The organism is Phenylobacterium sp., assembly GCF_965229015.1.
Taxonomy (GTDB): domain Bacteria; phylum Pseudomonadota; class Alphaproteobacteria; order Caulobacterales; family Caulobacteraceae; genus Phenylobacterium.
The window spans coordinates 1131996-1146465 of record NZ_CBDDIM010000001.1 but is presented as its reverse complement, the minus strand read 5'-3'; the positions used below and the strand labels follow the sequence as shown (position 1 = coordinate 1146465).

Annotated in this window: 11 protein-coding genes; 6 read left to right on the top strand and 5 right to left on the bottom strand. The window is 69.0% G+C overall.

Annotated features, from left to right (window positions below; translation table 11 throughout):
- The first annotated feature begins 54 nt into the window (after positions 1-54).
- Positions 55-2223: a RelA/SpoT family protein gene (locus tag ACO06I_RS05685; RefSeq protein WP_421931621.1), complete on the top strand. Its 2169-nt coding sequence runs from the start codon at positions 55-57 to the stop codon at positions 2221-2223.
- Here the strand turns inward: ACO06I_RS05685 and ACO06I_RS05680 are convergent.
- From ACO06I_RS05680 to ACO06I_RS05665, 4 genes are all read right to left on the bottom strand, one after another.
- Positions 2220-5393: an amidohydrolase family protein gene (locus ACO06I_RS05680; protein WP_421931620.1), complete on the bottom strand. Its 3174-nt coding sequence runs from the start codon at positions 5391-5393 to the stop codon at positions 2220-2222. The two genes, ACO06I_RS05685 and ACO06I_RS05680, sit on opposite strands and share 4 nt — an antisense overlap.
- 44 nt (positions 5394-5437) lie before the next feature.
- Positions 5438-7873 carry a TonB-dependent receptor plug domain-containing protein gene (locus ACO06I_RS05675; protein ID WP_421931619.1) on the bottom strand — a complete coding sequence of 812 codons (2436 nt, stop codon included), beginning with the start codon at positions 7871-7873 and terminating at the stop codon, positions 5438-5440.
- A 349-nt stretch (positions 7874-8222) separates the two neighbouring features.
- A complete protein-coding gene (locus tag ACO06I_RS05670) occupies positions 8223-8924 on the bottom strand; it encodes a glutathione S-transferase family protein (protein WP_421931618.1) in 702 nt (233 codons plus the stop codon).
- Positions 8921-9799, bottom strand: coding sequence for a TauD/TfdA dioxygenase family protein (locus ACO06I_RS05665; protein WP_421931617.1), 879 nt, complete (start codon positions 9797-9799; stop codon positions 8921-8923). The genes ACO06I_RS05670 and ACO06I_RS05665 overlap by 4 nt, the downstream gene beginning before the upstream one ends.
- A 190-nt stretch (positions 9800-9989) precedes the next feature.
- Between ACO06I_RS05665 and ACO06I_RS05660 the strand changes: the two genes are divergently transcribed.
- Positions 9990-10886, top strand: a complete 897-nt coding sequence (locus ACO06I_RS05660; protein ID WP_421931616.1) for an EamA family transporter — start codon at positions 9990-9992, stop codon at positions 10884-10886.
- Here ACO06I_RS05660 and ACO06I_RS05655 read toward each other — a convergent pair.
- Positions 10874-11398: a GNAT family N-acetyltransferase gene (locus ACO06I_RS05655; protein ID WP_421931615.1), complete on the bottom strand. Its 525-nt coding sequence runs from the start codon at positions 11396-11398 to the stop codon at positions 10874-10876. The genes ACO06I_RS05660 and ACO06I_RS05655 overlap by 13 nt on opposite strands.
- A gap of 77 nt (positions 11399-11475) precedes the next feature.
- Here ACO06I_RS05655 and pyrE point away from each other — a divergent pair, with 77 nt between their 5' ends.
- Genes pyrE through bla form a run of 4 tightly spaced genes read left to right on the top strand, consistent with a single transcriptional unit; the run spans position 11476 to position 14409 of the window.
- Positions 11476-12060 (top strand): orotate phosphoribosyltransferase, encoded by a 585-nt coding sequence (gene pyrE / locus ACO06I_RS05650; RefSeq protein ID WP_421931614.1) that lies wholly within the window; start codon positions 11476-11478, stop codon positions 12058-12060.
- Positions 12057-12815 carry a pyridoxine 5'-phosphate synthase gene (locus tag ACO06I_RS05645; protein WP_421931613.1) on the top strand — a complete coding sequence of 253 codons (759 nt, stop codon included), beginning with the start codon at positions 12057-12059 and terminating at the stop codon, positions 12813-12815. Before pyrE ends, ACO06I_RS05645 begins: the two co-directional genes overlap by 4 nt.
- The gene (gene acpS / locus ACO06I_RS05640; protein WP_421931612.1) at positions 12812-13210 is read left to right on the top strand and encodes a holo-ACP synthase; all 399 of its coding nucleotides are present in this window, start codon (positions 12812-12814) and stop codon (positions 13208-13210) included. The genes ACO06I_RS05645 and acpS overlap by 4 nt, the downstream gene beginning before the upstream one ends.
- A 59-nt stretch (positions 13211-13269) precedes the next feature.
- Positions 13270-14409, top strand: a complete 1140-nt coding sequence (gene bla / locus ACO06I_RS05635) for a class A beta-lactamase (protein WP_421931611.1) — start codon at positions 13270-13272, stop codon at positions 14407-14409.
- Positions 14410-14470: the final 61 nt, after the last annotated feature.

Here is a 14470-nt window from a genome sequence, read left to right as displayed (position 1 = left end):
GACACCGCCGCCGACCAGAAGATCGCGCCGCCGAGTCCGTCTCGGCCGCCGCGCATGCTCCGCCAGTATGAGTTGATCGAGAAGGTCCGCTCCTACGACCCGACCGCCGACGAGGCGATCCTGAACCGCGCCTATGTCTACGCCATGCGCATGCATGGCTCGCAGAAGCGCGCCTCCGGCGACCCCTATTTCGCCCACCCCATCGAGGTGGCCGGCATCCTCACCGACTACCGGCTGGACACCGCGACCATCGTCACGGCCCTGCTGCACGACGTGATCGAGGACACCCCGGTCAGCGCCCAGGACATCACCGACCTGTTCGGCTCGGAGATCAGCGAGCTGGTGGAGGGCGTCACCAAGCTCACCAAGCTGGAGCTCAACAGCGAGCACACCAAGCAGGCCGAAAACCTGCGCAAGTTCATCCTGGCCATCTCCAAGGACGTCCGCGTCCTGATGGTCAAACTGGCCGACCGCCTGCACAACATGCGGACGCTGCACTACATAAAGAGCCCGGCCAAGCGCGAGCGGATCGCCCGCGAGACCCTGGACATCTACGCGCCGCTAGCCCGCTCCATCGGCTGTCACCGCATCTGTTCGGAGCTGGAAGAGCTGGCCTTCGAGCACCTGAACCCGGTGGCCCGCGACGCCATTGGCCGCCGGCTTGAGGCCCTGCGCATCGAGCAGGGCGGCGCCGTGGCGGTGGTCTCCGGCGAGATCGCCTCGAAGCTGGAGGCCGGCGGCCTGACGGCCCGGGTCTTCGGCCGCGAGAAGAACCCCTATTCGATCTGGCGAAAGCTGCAGCGCAAGTCGATCGGCTTCTCGCAGCTCTCCGACATCTACGCCTTCCGGGTGATCGTGGACTCCGAGGAGGACTGCTACCGGGCGCTGGGGGTCATCCACCGCGCCTGGCCCAGCGTGCCCGAGCGGTTCAAGGACTTCATCTCGACGCCCAAGCGCAACAACTACCGCTCGATCCACACCACGGTGGTGGGCCCCAAGGGCATGCGCATCGAAATGCAGATCCGCACCGAGGCCATGGACCGGGTGGCCGAGGAGGGCGTGGCCGCCCACTGGCGCTACAAGGACAAGTCCTATGGCTTCGACGCCGAGGCCCAGGCCGACGCCGGCGGCCGCGACCCGCTGCTCAACCTGCGCCACCTGGTCCAGGTGCTGGAGCACGGCGGCGACGTCGAGGAGCTGGTGGAGCACGCCAAGCTCGAGATGTATCTCGACCAGGCCTTCGTCTTCACGCCCAAGGGCAAGCTGGTCAGCCTGCCCCGCGGGGCCATGCCCCTGGACTTCGCCTATGCCGTCCACACTGACGTGGGCGACACCTGCATCGGGGTGAAGATCAACGGCGAACTCAAGCCCTTGCGGACGACTCTTCAGAACGGGGATGTGGTCGAGGTCATTCGCGGCGCCAAGCCGGTGGTGCCCCCGGACTGGCGCTCCCTGACCGTCACCGGCCGCGCCCGCTCGGCCATCCGCCGCCACATCCGCCAGACCGAGAAGGAAGAGTTCACCCGGCTCGGCCGCGCCACGGTGGACCAGACCTTCGAGCGCGCCGGCAAGGCCCGCAAGGACGTCTCCCTGAAACCCGCCCTGGAGCGCTTCGCCGTCGCCGGCGAGGACGACCTGTTCGAGATCGTCGGCCGCGGCCGCATCTCGCCGACCCAGGTGTTGGACGTGATCTTCCCGGGCCTCAAGGCTTCGGACCGCGAGGCGGCCACCGCCGTGCGCCGGATCGAAGGCGGCAAGGCCGCCCGGCTCTATGTGCGCGGCGGCGGCCTGACCCCGGGGGTCTCCCTGCACTTCGGCCAATGCTGCACCCCGGTGCCCGGCGACCGCATCGTCGGCATCATCGAGCCCGACGGCGGCGGGCTGACGGTCCACACCATCGATTGCGCCAAGCTGGCGGAATACGAGGACAAGGAAGAGCTCTGGCGCGACCTGCAGTGGACGCCGGAGGCCGAGCGCAACACGGTGACCCTGTCACGCCTCACCGCCACCATCCGCAACGCCCCTGGCGTGCTGGGCCAGGCCTGCACCGTGATCGGCGAGGCCGGCGGCAACATCGTCAACCTGCGCATGCACCGCCGCCACGCCGACTTCTTCGACGTCGACTTCGATGTCGAGGTGAAGGACGCCCGCCACCTGACCCACATCGGCGCCGCCCTGCGCGCCAACCCGTCCATCGAGACGGTGGAGCGGGGAAAAGGCTAGACCTCGACCGCCACGAACCGCCGTCGTCCGTTCTGCTGAACGGCGCAGAACGGATCGACGCAGCAGGCGGCGCGGCCGGATTCCACATAGGCCGCCTCGTGCCACCATTGGCCGCCCCTCCGGGTCGCGAAGGGCTTGACCGGCGTCGCCTGCGCGCGGGCGACATCCTTGAAGGGGGCGATCAGGCCGGCGATGTCGAAGACCTCGCCATTCTTCATCACCTGGCGCACGGCGGCGGCGTCCTCGATGCGGACCAGGGGATTGCCCTCGGTCACCACCAGGTCGGCCAGGGCGCCGACGGTGAGCGTGCCCAGGGGCTGCTCCAGGAACTCACCGGAGAACCGGGTGGCCGTGGTCAGGGCCTCGAAGGGGGTCAGGCCGTACTTCACCATGGCGCGCAGGTTCATGTGCAGGCTGACGCCGTTGAAATCGATGGGAGAATCGGTCCCGGTCACCACCCGTCCGCCGCTGCGCAGGATGTCGCGCAGGTGCTCGACATTGTGGGCGAGGGAGGCCAGCGCCACCGAGGGATCTCCGGCGGCGGCCTGTTCGGCCCGTTCCAGCAGCCGGGCGTATTCCCACGGCGGATAGAGGGCCTTGGTGCGGGCGTCGTCCACCAGGGAGCGGTCCTGGCCGTACATGGCCGAGGCCGAGAACAGGGTGGGGGTTCGCCGCGCCCCGCTCTGCACGAAGAGCGCGGTTACGTCCTGGTAGCTGACCCCCATCGCGCTGGTGGTCCGCGAATAGCCGAACCGGCTGGTGGCCCCGATGTGCTCCATGCCGTCCAGACCGAAGCTCAGCGCCGGATAGTGGTAGTGGGAGGTGACGGGCAGGCCCCGCGCATGGGCCCACTGGGTCAGCTCGCGGCTGGCGGCGAGCGGCAGGCGCACATAGGACTTGATGAGGTCGTAGCCGAGCGCCTCGACCCGATCCAGCTCCAGCTTCATCTGGCCCGGCTCGGTCACCGGCCGCATGAAGTTGTAGTAGATGCGCGAGCCGTCGATGGCCTCGCCGGTGGAGAAGTAGCGCGGCCCGACCCGGGCGCCGGCGTCGAGGGACTCCCGATCCTCCACCATGTGATAGGCGGGCGAGCCCGGCGAACGGGTGGTGGTGACCCCCAGCGCCAGCCACAGCCGGCCCTCGCGGTCGCCATAGCCGTAGCCCTGCATCTGGCGGTGGGCGTGCATCTCCACCAGGCCCGGGATCACCGTGGCGTCGCGGGCGTCGACCAGCCGCGCGTCGGCGGGGCCCTGGCCGGCGGGCAGGATGGCGGCGATGCGGTTGCCCTCCATCACGATGTCCCGATCCCGCGCCACGTCCGGGCCGGTTCCGTCCCACAGCCGTCCGGCGCGCACCACGGTGCGGCCCTGCGGCTTGGCGTTGGCCCAGGTGAGGGCCAGCTTGATGGTCCTGGGCGCGCCGCCTGCGGCCGGGATCAGCCGCAGCTTGCCGCCTGACAGGTAGAGAATCTGGCTGGAATCCCCGCTCCAGGTGGGGGCGTCGGTGACCTCGTCGTTCAGGGCCTTGGGGGCGCTGGTGAACCTGCCCTGGGCGTCCACCGCCACCGTCCACAGGCGGCTGGCGAAGACATAGGCCAGGGTCTTGCCGTCCGGCGACCAGACCGGTCCGTCGTCGCCGCGGGTGCCGAGAGACTTGTGGGGGGCGTGGGGCTGGTAGGTGGTCGCGCCGGTGGCGAGGTCCACCGTCATGATCTCGCTGAGACCCTCGCGGAAGCGGGCGTTGTAGGGTTTGAAGGCGGCCAGCGCGATGGTCTTGCCGTCCAGGCTCCAGCTCGGCTTGCCCGGTTCCCAGATCGCCCCGAAGCGCTGCTTGATGGCGCCGGTGGCCACCTCGACGGTGTGCAGGGCGCCGGTCTGGTCGAGGAAGGCGATCTGCTTGCCGTCCTTGGACCAGGCGGCCGAGACCGCCGCCCCGGCGTGCCGGGTCACCTGGCTGTCGGCGCCGGTGACGAGGTCGCGGACCCAGATGTCCAGCTTGCCGGCGCGGTCGGTGGAGTAGGCGAGCAGCTTGCCGTCCGGCGACCAGGCGGGGTCGCATTTCCAGAAGCTGTCCTTGATCAGGGCCGTCGGCTTGCCGCCGCCGGCGGGCAGGATCCAGAGGTCGTTGAGGGCGCGGAAGGCGATCTGGGTTCCGTCCGGCGACAGGGCCGGGCTGCCGACGCCCACCACTGGCTTGGGGCGGGTGGAATCGTAGTCCCGGGTCTTCTTGGCGTAGCGCGGGGTGCTGACCGGGACGGCGAGGGAGAACTCGATGGTCCTGGCGCCGCCGGGACCGCGCCGCTTGATCTTGCCGTCGGCCGCATAGACCAGGTCGCCGCCCGGCAGCCAAGTCGGGCGGAAGGGGAAGATATCCTCGCCCTTCACCAGGGCGCCGCCGGCGCCGCGCAGCTCGGAGACCCCGGACTCGATGACATGGTAGACGATGTCCTTGCCGTCCGGGGTGAAGCTGGGGCTGTGCAGCTCGGTCGGGTTCATGCGGTCGGCCGAGGCCTTCAGGGTGGCCGCGGTCGCCGCCTTGCCGGCGGCGTCGACCACCTCGACGCGGGCTCGGTCGACGGCGAAGGCGATTCTGGCCCCATCCGGTGACCAGCAGGGTTCGCAGGCCTGACCCTTGGCCTGGGCCCACAGCTTGATGGCGCCCGTCGCTAGGTCCAGGACGTGGATGGCGTAGGGGCCGGTGGTGTCCGAGGCGAAGGCGATCGTCTTGCCGTCCGGCGACCAGCGGGGCTCGCGGCAGTCGAAGGGCCCCTTGGTGAGCTGCTTGAGGCCGGTTCCGTCGGCGGCGACGGTCCAGAGGTGGAAATTGCCGTCCCGATAGGACTGGAAGACCAGGGCGCGGGAATCCGGCGACCAGTCGGGTTGGGCGCCGTCGGTCAAATCATCGGTGAGGCGGGTCGCCGCCCCGCCTTCGATGGGCACGGTCCAAATCACCCCGAACAGGTCGAAGGCCACCGCCTTGCCGTCCGGGGCGGCGGTGACGGCGATATTGGTTCCCTCCACCAGCGTGACATATTGCGGGCCGGGGGCCGGGCGAGCGACGACGGGCTTGGCGACCGCCCCCGCGGCCGGGACGGATGAGACGGCCAGGACCGTCCCGCCCAGGGAAAGCAACCGACGGCGATCCACTCCGCCGCCACGCCCGTCGTCCATGATGCTCTCCGCCTTGAAGAAAACCGCCGGCCGGACCGGACGCCTTAGAAGGTGACCGCCATCTTGCCGTAATAGAAGCCGCCGCTGATGCCGTATGGCGAGTACTGATTGTAGTAGGCGAACTGCGGCGTGCCCCGGTTGGCCACCTTGGTGATGTCCGGGTACTCGTTGAGCAGGTTGTTGGCGCCGATGGAGACCCGCACGTTGTCGGTGACGTCGTAGCTGAGATCGAGGTCGACGATTCCCTGGGGCGCCAGGGTCTCGTCGTTCACCGGGTTGGCGGTGCGCTGGATCACCTCGCCGAAACGGGTGATGCGCAGGACCGCCTCGAAGTCGCCGACGGTCCAGTCGGCTGAGACCACCTGTTTGTCGCGGGGCGTGCCGACGGTGAAGTCGCCGATCTTCACCCGATCGATCAGCACCAGTCCGGCGGCGGCCAGGGCCGGGGGCGGCGGGGTGATGCGGTCGAACTCGCTCTTGTTGTAGTTGGCCGCGAAGGTCCACTTGACCGAACCCCAGCCGTCGAAGTCTGTGCGGTAGTCGGCGACGAAGTCGATGCCTTGGGTCGTCGTGTCGGCAGCGTTGGCGTAGTAGAAGACCGCCTGCTGCGGGTTCAGCCCCTGGCTGGCCAGGGCGGCGGAGACCGTCGCGTTGGGACCCAGGGTCCCGCTCTGCATGATCCGGTCCTTGATCTGGATCTGGTAGACATCCAGCGTCACGTTCATGCGGGGCAGGGGCTGGGCCACCAGGCCGATGGAGTAGTTGGTGGAGGTTTCCGGCTCCAGCGGCTTGGCGCCGAGCGCGATGGCGGCGGGGTTGTCCGGCGGCAGCAGCTGGACGGGATAGAGCACGGTCCCGGTGGGGAAGGAGACCCCGATGGTGCTGGAGGAGCCGTAGTGCTGCTGCTGCAGCGACGGCGCCCGGAAGCCGGTTGAGGCGGTGCCGCGGATGGCGAACCCGTCCCAGGGTTCAAATCGCGTGGAGAACTTGGCGGTCTTGGCCTCTCCGAAGTCCGAATAGCTCTCGTAGCGGCCGGCCAGAGAGACTTCCCAGTTGTCGGTGATCTTCTGCTCGAAGTTCAAATAGGCGCTGGTGTTGTTGCGGCTGAAGGTCCCGGCCGAGAAGGGCGGGAAGCCGGTCACGCCCTGCGAGCCGCCGGAGGTCACCTGACCCGCCAGAGGCGTGCCGGCCGGGGCGCGGTAGTTGCCGTTGACGTAGGACGCCAGCTCGCCGGCCTCGATGGTGAACTCGTCCTTGCGGTACTCTAGGCCGGCGGCGGCGAACAGGGGCGCGGCGAAGAGGCCGGTCTCGAACTCGCGGGTCAGATCGAAGTTGGTGGTCCATTCCTCGAAGGCCAGGGTCCCCAGATAGAAGAAGCTGGGGCTGGCCGGGCCCATGGAGGCGTTCAGCGAGTTCTCGTAATAGCCCACCTCGTTGCGGCTGAAGGTGGTGGACAGGTCCCAGTTGAAGCCCAGGAGGTTGTCACCCTTGGCGCCGGCGGCGATCTGGTAGTCGCGGTCCTCCAGGAACAGGCGCGGCGAGTAGCCGTCAGGATAGACCGCGGTGTTGTTGTTGAGGGAATTGGGGTTGCGATAGGTCAGCCAGGCGGCGGTCTTGCGGCTGGAGATGGTGCCGAAGGAATAGAGTTTCAGGTGGTCGCCGACCGGCAGGCCGGCGCTGTAGCCCGCCGAATAGAGCTGGAGCTGCGGCGAGCCGGGGTGGCTGGTGTGGCGGCTCAGGGTGCTCTCGCGAGGGTCCAGCGTGCCGGGCGAGGGCGCGAAATAGAGCTGGGTGGTGTTGGGGGTCAGCTCGCCGCGATCGGTGCTGTTCTGGGTCTTGGCGTCCAGGGTGACGCTCAGGAAGCCGCCGTCGCCGAAGGAGAAGCCCATATTGGCCGAGGCCTGGGCGGTCTTGCCGTCCCCCTGGCCGGTGGCGCCCACCAGGGCGTTGAAGCCGCCACCGGAATCGTTGGTCTTCAGGATGATGTTGATGACGCCGGCCAGGGCGTCGGAACCGTACTGGGCCGAGGCGCCGTCCCGCAGCACCTCGATGCGCTCGATGGCCGAGGAGGGGATCAGGTCCAGGTCCGGCGGCGACTGGCCGTTCTGGGTGGTGCCGTTGACGAACAGGATGGCGGTGTTGTGCCGCCGCTTGCCGTTCACCAGCACCAGGGTCTGGTCGGCCGACAGGCCCCGCAGGGACACGGTCTTGATGGCGAAGCTGGCCCCGGCCCCGGAGTTGGAGGTGTTGGCCGAGGGCACCAGGGTGGAGATCAGGTCGCGGGTGGACTGCTTGCCGCTCTTGGCCAGCTCGGCCGAGGACAGGACATCGATGGGCGCCAAGCTGGTGGTGACCGTGCGCGAGGTGGCCCGGGTGCCGGTGACGATGACCTCGTCGACCTCGGTGGCCTTCTGCGCGAAGGCCGGTGTGGCCGCCAAGCCCAGAACCAGCAGGCTGGCCGCTGTCAGATACGCTTTCATGCCGTCTATCCCCCGTTACGGATGATTGGAAACGCCGGCCTGGACTCCTCCATGGGTCGCTGATGCTCAATTCTTGACGGTGTCATCAAAGACAACCGCGCTGAGTCATCGATCTTCCGCGCCGAGGCGCTCGCGGAATGCGAGTGACCCTCAGCGTAGGTGACGCGTGAATACTTCGTGCTGGGACGATGCCCGCCCCGTCCTCTTGCCAGGTTAGGAGACAGAGCCGGGGGGCCGGCGTCAATCTACAGAAGTCGGCGGGCGACTATTGATCCAACCCTGGCGACGCATTCAGCAGGCGGACGGTCGCCTGCCCATTCCGCGGTCAGGCTCGGACCGGCCTGATCGCTCAGGTTGCGGCGCGCGCGGCGCTCGCCATGGCCTTGGCTGCGGCCTGCTCTCGCGCGATGGCGTCGCGAGTCTCGGCGATCAGGCGCTCGGCGATGGGATCGGTCTGGATCGCCCGCCAGTAGGCCGCCAGCTTCGGCAGACCCTCGAGGGGGGCCGGAGTCCCGAACAGGCTGGGAATCCACTCGCAGGCCAGGACCAGTTGCGGGGTGATGGCGCCGTCGGCCTGGGTCAGGCTCGAGCCCACCGCATAGCCCTCGGTCCCGACGTATTCTTCCAGGAAGCCCAGGGCCTCGGCCACCTTGTCCGTGGCCGCGCGGATGGCGATGGGGTCCCAGTGCTTGCGCGAGCGCGCCGAGAAGCTGAACAGCGGGACCATGGCCATGACCACGTAGAAGTCGCAGATGCGGCTGAGCAGGCGCATCTGGGCGCGGCCCCAGGCGTCGGCCGGCTGGGTGGCCGGGGTGGGATAGGCCTCCTCCAGATACTCGCAGATCACCTCGGACTCGGGCAGGGCGCGGCCGTCGTCCAGCACCAGGGCCGGAACCCGGCCGATGGGATTGATGGTCAGGTAGTCGCCCTTGGACTCCGCCGAGGAGTGGAAGCCCGGGGGTTCGATGATCTCCACCGCCAGGTCCTTGGCGTAGATCATCAGCCGCACGCGGGTGGGGAAGGGCGAGGAATAGGTCTGGAACAGCTTCACCGGGCGTGGGCCAGCCGATCGGCCCCGGTCTTGGCCTCGACTCCGGGCCAGGCGTCCACCGTCACCCGCCGCATGTGCCGGCGCTGGCCGGGATAGTCGTTCAGGGCATAGTGCCAGACCGAGCGATTGTCCCAGAAGGCCACCGAGCCTGGGGACCAGGCGAACCGGGTGGTGAAGCGCTCGCCGCGGCAGTGGTCGAACAGGAAGTCCAGCAGGGCCTTGGACTCCCGGGTGCTCCAGCCCTCGATCTTCATCGTGAAGGCGGGGTTCACATAGAGCGCCTTGCGACCGGTTTCGGGATGGGTGAGCACCACGGGGTGGATGAACTCGCCCGTCGCCCCCTCGGCCTCGGCCACGTTCATGGAGGAGCGCTTCTGGGCCGAATGGCCGCTGGCGGAATATTCCCGGCCCGCCGAATGGACGGCGTTGAGGGTCTCCAGGGTGGCGCGCAGGCCGGGCGTCAGGGCCTCGAAGGCCGCCGCCTGGCTGGCGAACAGGGTGTCGCCGCCATAGTCGGGCAGTTCCACCGCGTAGAGGATCGAGCCGATGGAGGGATGCTCCAGGAAGCTCATGTCGGAGTGCCAGCCGCCGCCGAAGTTCACCTTGTCCTGCGGCTCCTTTATGATCTCCATCACCTCGGGGTGATCGGCCATGCCGGCGACATAGGGGTGGATGTTCAGCGGGCCGAACCGGCGGCCGAAGGCCAGCTGCCGCTCGGGCGTCAGGGCCTGGTCGCGGAAGAAGATCACCTGGTGCTCGACGAAGGTCTGGCGGATTTCGGCGATGGTCTCGTCGCTGAGGTCTCGGGACAGGTCGACTCCGGAGATCTCGGCGCCCAGGGCGCCGGCGGTGCGGCGGATGCGCAGGTTCGGCATGGCTCTTGTCCTCCCGGACGCCTGGGGGCGCCTCTGGTTGCGATTTCGTCACGTCCGGGCTCGCCGTTCAATCCCCGTGGTCCGCAGTTTTTCTGCCGCGAGGGGGGAGGGCGGCCAGGGCGTCCGCCTAGCTTTTCGGAGCGACGACGCCTAAGTCCGGCCCAAGGCCTCGCTTCCAAGGACGATCCCCATGACCTCCACCGCCCTGACCTGGCGTTCGGCCCTGCTGGCCCTGGCCGTGGTGGCGGTGTGGGGCACCAACTTCGTGGTGATCAAGGTGGCGCTGGCCCACCTTCCGCCGCTCACCTTCGCCACCCTGCGCTTCACCTTCGCCCTGCTGCCGGCGGTGTTCTTCCTCAAGCGTCCCGCCGTGCCGTGGCGCAACCTGGCGGCCTATGGGGTGCTGATCGGCCTGGGCCAGTTCGGCATGCTCTATCTGGCCATGCAGCATGACATCTCGCCGGGCCTGGCGTCGCTGGTGGTGCAGGTCCAGGTCTTCTTCACCATCGGCCTGTCCATGTGGCTGACCGGGGAGCGTGTGAAGCGCTTCCAGGTGGCGGCCCTGCTGCTGGCCACGGCCGGCCTGGCGGTGATCCTGTGGCACACGGACGGCTCCACCACGCCGCTCGGCCTGGGCCTGGTCCTGATCGCCGCGGCGAGCTGGGCTGGGGGCAACCTGGTGCAGCGCTCTACCCCGGGGGTCAATTCCCTGGCCTATGTGGTCTGGGCCAGCCTGTTCTCCGTCCCGCCGCTGCTCATCCTGTCCCTGGTGTTCGAGGGGGCGCCGCGGATCATCCAGGGCGTGGCGCACGCCGACGCCGCCACCTGGGCCGCGGTGCTGTGGCAGTCGGTGGGCAACACCCTGTTCGGCTACGCCGCCTGGGGCTGGCTGCTGGCCCGCTATCCGGCGGCCACCATCTCGCCGCTCGCCTTCTTCGTGCCGGTGTTCGGCATGGCGGCCTCGGCGGCCCTGCTGGGCGAGCCCATGCAGGGCTGGAAGCTTGCGGCGGCTGGTCTGGTGCTGGGGGGCCTGGCGCTCAACATGTTCTGGCCCATGCTGCGCCGGCCGGTCCTTCAGGCCTCGTAGGCGTACATCCGGTAGGGAACATCCACGCCCTGGGGCCTGGAGAACTTCATCGTGTCCTCGACGAAGTGGAAGCCCAGCCGCTTGAGCACCGCGCCCGAGGCCGGGTTCTCCGCATTGTGCCCGGCGACGATGCGCTTCAACCCGACGGTCCCGACGGCGAAGTCCATCAGGGCGGCGGCGGCCTCGCGGGCGTAGCCCTGGCCCCAATAGGGCTCGTCGAACCAGTAGCCGATCTCGCCATAGGTCCCGGAGATGTCGTCGATATCGGCCGTTCCGATCATCACCCCATCGAGGAGCACGGCGAAACGGTAGGCCGTGCCGGCGGCCCATTCCCTTCCGTGCAGGTCGGCCCATTCGACCATGGCGTCGTCCGTTGCTGGCCAGGGCGCCAGGCGCAGCATGCGGGTGACGTTCCAGTTGGACTGGATCTGGGCCATGCGCGGGGCGTCGCCGGGTTCGGTGGGACGCAGGATCAGGCGGGCCGTGGTCAAGCGGATGTCGCGGCTCAGCATGGATTGCGTCTCTCCCACCACCATCCCAGATGACAGCCTGACGTGGTTTCGCTAAGCCGCGTCAAGGAGGCGCTCTCATGAACACCGAACAGGTCCTGGAAGAATTCCGCGCGTCGGGCGCCCTGCGCGAGGGCCACTTCGTGCTCTCCAGCGGGCTGCATTCGGGGACATTCCTGCAGAAGAACCTCGTCTTTCAGTATCCCGACCGGACCGAGCGACTGTGCAAGGCCCTGGCGGCCAAGATCATCGAGGCCGTGGGCCCGGTGGACCTGTGCATTTCGCCGGCGGTGGGTGGCATCATTCCGGGCTACGAGACCGCGCGGCACCTGGGGGTGCCGTCGATGTATGTCGAGCGCGAGGGCGGGTCCTTCAAGCTGCGACGAGCCTTCTCCATCCCGCCGGGGGCGCGGATCGCCATGGTGGAGGACATCGTCTCCACCGGCCTATCCTCGCGGGAATGCGTCGACGCCATCAAGGCGGCCGGCGGCAACGTCGTGGTGGCCGCGGCCATCGTCGACCGCTCCGGCGGCAAGGCCGATCCCGGCGCGCCCTTCGTGGCGCTCGCTCGTCTGAACGTCCCGGCCTATCCGGCCGACCAGCTGCCGCCCGAGCTGGCGGCGATCCCGGTGGAAGACCCGGGCAGCCGGAGACTGCACGGATGAGCCGTCTTCGCCTGGGGGTGAATATCGACCACGTGGCCACCATCCGGAACGCCCGGGGCGCCACCTATCCCGATCCCGTGCGGGCCGCTGAAATGGCCATGGCCGCCGGCGCCGACGGCATCACCGCCCATCTGCGGGAGGACCGCCGGCATATCTCCGATGCCGACATGGACGCGCTGGCCGCCATCACCCGCCGGCGCGGCATCCCGCTGAACTTCGAGATGGCGGTGACCGCCGAGATGGAAGCCATCTGCCTGGCGCACGTCCCGCACGCCGCCTGCCTGGTGCCCGAGCGCCGGGAAGAGGTGACCACAGAGGGCGGTCTGGACGTGGTCAAGGGCCACAACGCCATCGCCCCCACCGTGCGCCGCTTCGTGGAAGCCGGGATACGGGTCTCCTGCTTCGTGGACGCCGACCTGGAGCAGGTGGCCGCCGCCAAGTCCGTCGGCGCCCAGGTTGTGGAGCTGACCACCGGCCCCTATTGCGACGCGGTCCGCGACCGGTCGCCCGAGGCGCCGCTCCTCCTGGAGAAGCTCCGCGCCACCGCCGCCGAGGCCCACCGCATCGGCCTGGAGGTCCATGCCGGCCACGGGATGGACTATGAGAGCGTCAAGCCGGTCGCCGCGATCGGCGAGGTGATGGAGCTCAACATCGGCCACTTCCTGATCGGGGAGGCGATTTTCGTGGGCCTGACCCCGGCGATCCAGCGCATGCGCGCCCTGATGGACGAAGCCCGCGCCGAGCGCGCGGCATGATCCTGGGGATCGGCTCGGACCTGTCGGACATCCGCCGGGTCCACGCGACCCTGGAGCGGTTCGGCGAGCGCTTCACCCACCGCATCTTCACCGAGATCGAGCGCACCCGCTCGGAGCGCAAGCCGGACAAGGCGTCGAGCTACGCCAAGCGCTTCGCCGCCAAGGAGGCCTGCGCCAAGGCGCTCGGCACAGGCATGCGGGCGGGCGTCTTCTGGCGCGACATGGGGGTGGTGAACATGCGGTCGGGCCAGCCCACCATGGCGCTCACCAACGGCGCCCTGGCCCGCCTGGAGAAGATGGTGCCGGCCGGCCACAAGCCGGTGATCCACCTCTCGCTCACCGACGACCACCCCTACGCCCAGGCCTTCGTGATCATCGAGGCCGTGCCGGAATAGAGCATCTCGTCACGGGCGAGGACGGGTGAGACGCGCGCCGTTCGTGCTAGGATTGCGCCATGTCGGGGGCCTCCGCAAAAACGCACGACCGGCGCCGCCTGCGCTTTTCGCTGGCGCTGGTGACCCTGGTCCTGGCGCTCGCCTGGCCCCAGGCGCGGCGACCGGCCGAGCGTCTGCCGGCGGGGCGCACCGTGCAGCAGGCCGTCGCGGCCACCGAGGCGCCCGATCTCTCGAAGACGATCATCGCCCTCGGGCGCGGCTTCGATGGACGGGTCGGCATCGCCGTGCGCGATGTCGACGAGGGCTGGACGGCCTCCTTCGACGGAGACAGCAAGTTCCCCCAGCAGAGCGTCTCCAAGCTCTGGGTGGCCCTGGCGGCCCTGGACGCCGTGGACCGGGGCAGGATGGCGCTGGCCGACACCCTGGTGGTCCGCAAGGACGACCTCAGCATCTTCCACCAGCCGCTGCGCAAGTTCGTCGGGGCGAACGGCTATCCGGTCTCGGTGCGCGAACTGATCCGCGGCGCCATCGCCCAGAGCGACAACGCCGCCAACGACATGCTGGTGGCCCATGTCGGCGGCCAGGCCGCCGTCCAGGCGATCCTCGACTCCCATCGCCTCAAGGGGGTCTGGGCCAGCCCGCCCGAGAAGGTGATGCAGGCCCAGATCGCCGGCCTGGACTGGAAGCCGGAATACTCCTTCGACCGCACCTTCTGGACCGAGCGCGACACCCTGTCGCCCGAGGCCCGGTCGGTGAACCTGGATGAATACCTGCAGGACCCCTATGACGCGGCCACCCCGGTGGGACTGGTGACCGCTCTGGCGCGCCTGCAGCGCGGGGAGCTGTTGTCGCCGGCCTCGACGGATCTGCTGCTGGACATCATGGCCGACACCGAGACCGGGCCCAGCCGGCTGCCGGCTGGTCTCGCCCCGGGCTGGCGCCTGGCCCACAAGACCGGGACCGGCCAGGTGATGGGGCCGGTGGCCACCGGCTTCAACGACGTGGGGATCATGACCGCCCCGGACGGCCACCGCTACGCGGTGGCGGTGATGATCGCCCAGACCCGCCGTCCGACGCCGGAGCGCCAGGACCTGATGGCCGCCGTGGCCCGCGCCGTGATCGCTCATCACGACCGCCACACCACCGCCCAAACCGGCGTCTATGGCCAAGCTTCGGGCGATGCGACCCATTCGCCTTGATGAAGAGTTCACGGGCGCGACTCTTGCCGCTGAGCTATGCAGCGGTTAGCTACAGCCTCTC

Coding starts and splice junctions, on each gene's coding strand:
- ACO06I_RS05685 (WP_421931621.1), top strand. CDS start 55: ATGCTCCGCCAGTATGAGTTGATCGAGAAGGTCCGCTCCTACGACCCG.
- ACO06I_RS05680 (WP_421931620.1), bottom strand. CDS start 5,393: ATGGACGACGGGCGTGGCGGCGGAGTGGATCGCCGTCGGTTGCTTTCC.
- ACO06I_RS05675 (WP_421931619.1), bottom strand. CDS start 7,873: ATGAAAGCGTATCTGACAGCGGCCAGCCTGCTGGTTCTGGGCTTGGCG.
- ACO06I_RS05665 (WP_421931617.1), bottom strand. CDS start 9,799: ATGCCGAACCTGCGCATCCGCCGCACCGCCGGCGCCCTGGGCGCCGAG.
- ACO06I_RS05660 (WP_421931616.1), top strand. CDS start 9,990: ATGACCTCCACCGCCCTGACCTGGCGTTCGGCCCTGCTGGCCCTGGCC.
- ACO06I_RS05655 (WP_421931615.1), bottom strand. CDS start 11,398: ATGCTGAGCCGCGACATCCGCTTGACCACGGCCCGCCTGATCCTGCGT.
- pyrE (WP_421931614.1), top strand. CDS start 11,476: ATGAACACCGAACAGGTCCTGGAAGAATTCCGCGCGTCGGGCGCCCTG.
- ACO06I_RS05645 (WP_421931613.1), top strand. CDS start 12,057: ATGAGCCGTCTTCGCCTGGGGGTGAATATCGACCACGTGGCCACCATC.
- acpS (WP_421931612.1), top strand. CDS start 12,812: ATGATCCTGGGGATCGGCTCGGACCTGTCGGACATCCGCCGGGTCCAC.
- bla (WP_421931611.1), top strand. CDS start 13,270: ATGTCGGGGGCCTCCGCAAAAACGCACGACCGGCGCCGCCTGCGCTTT.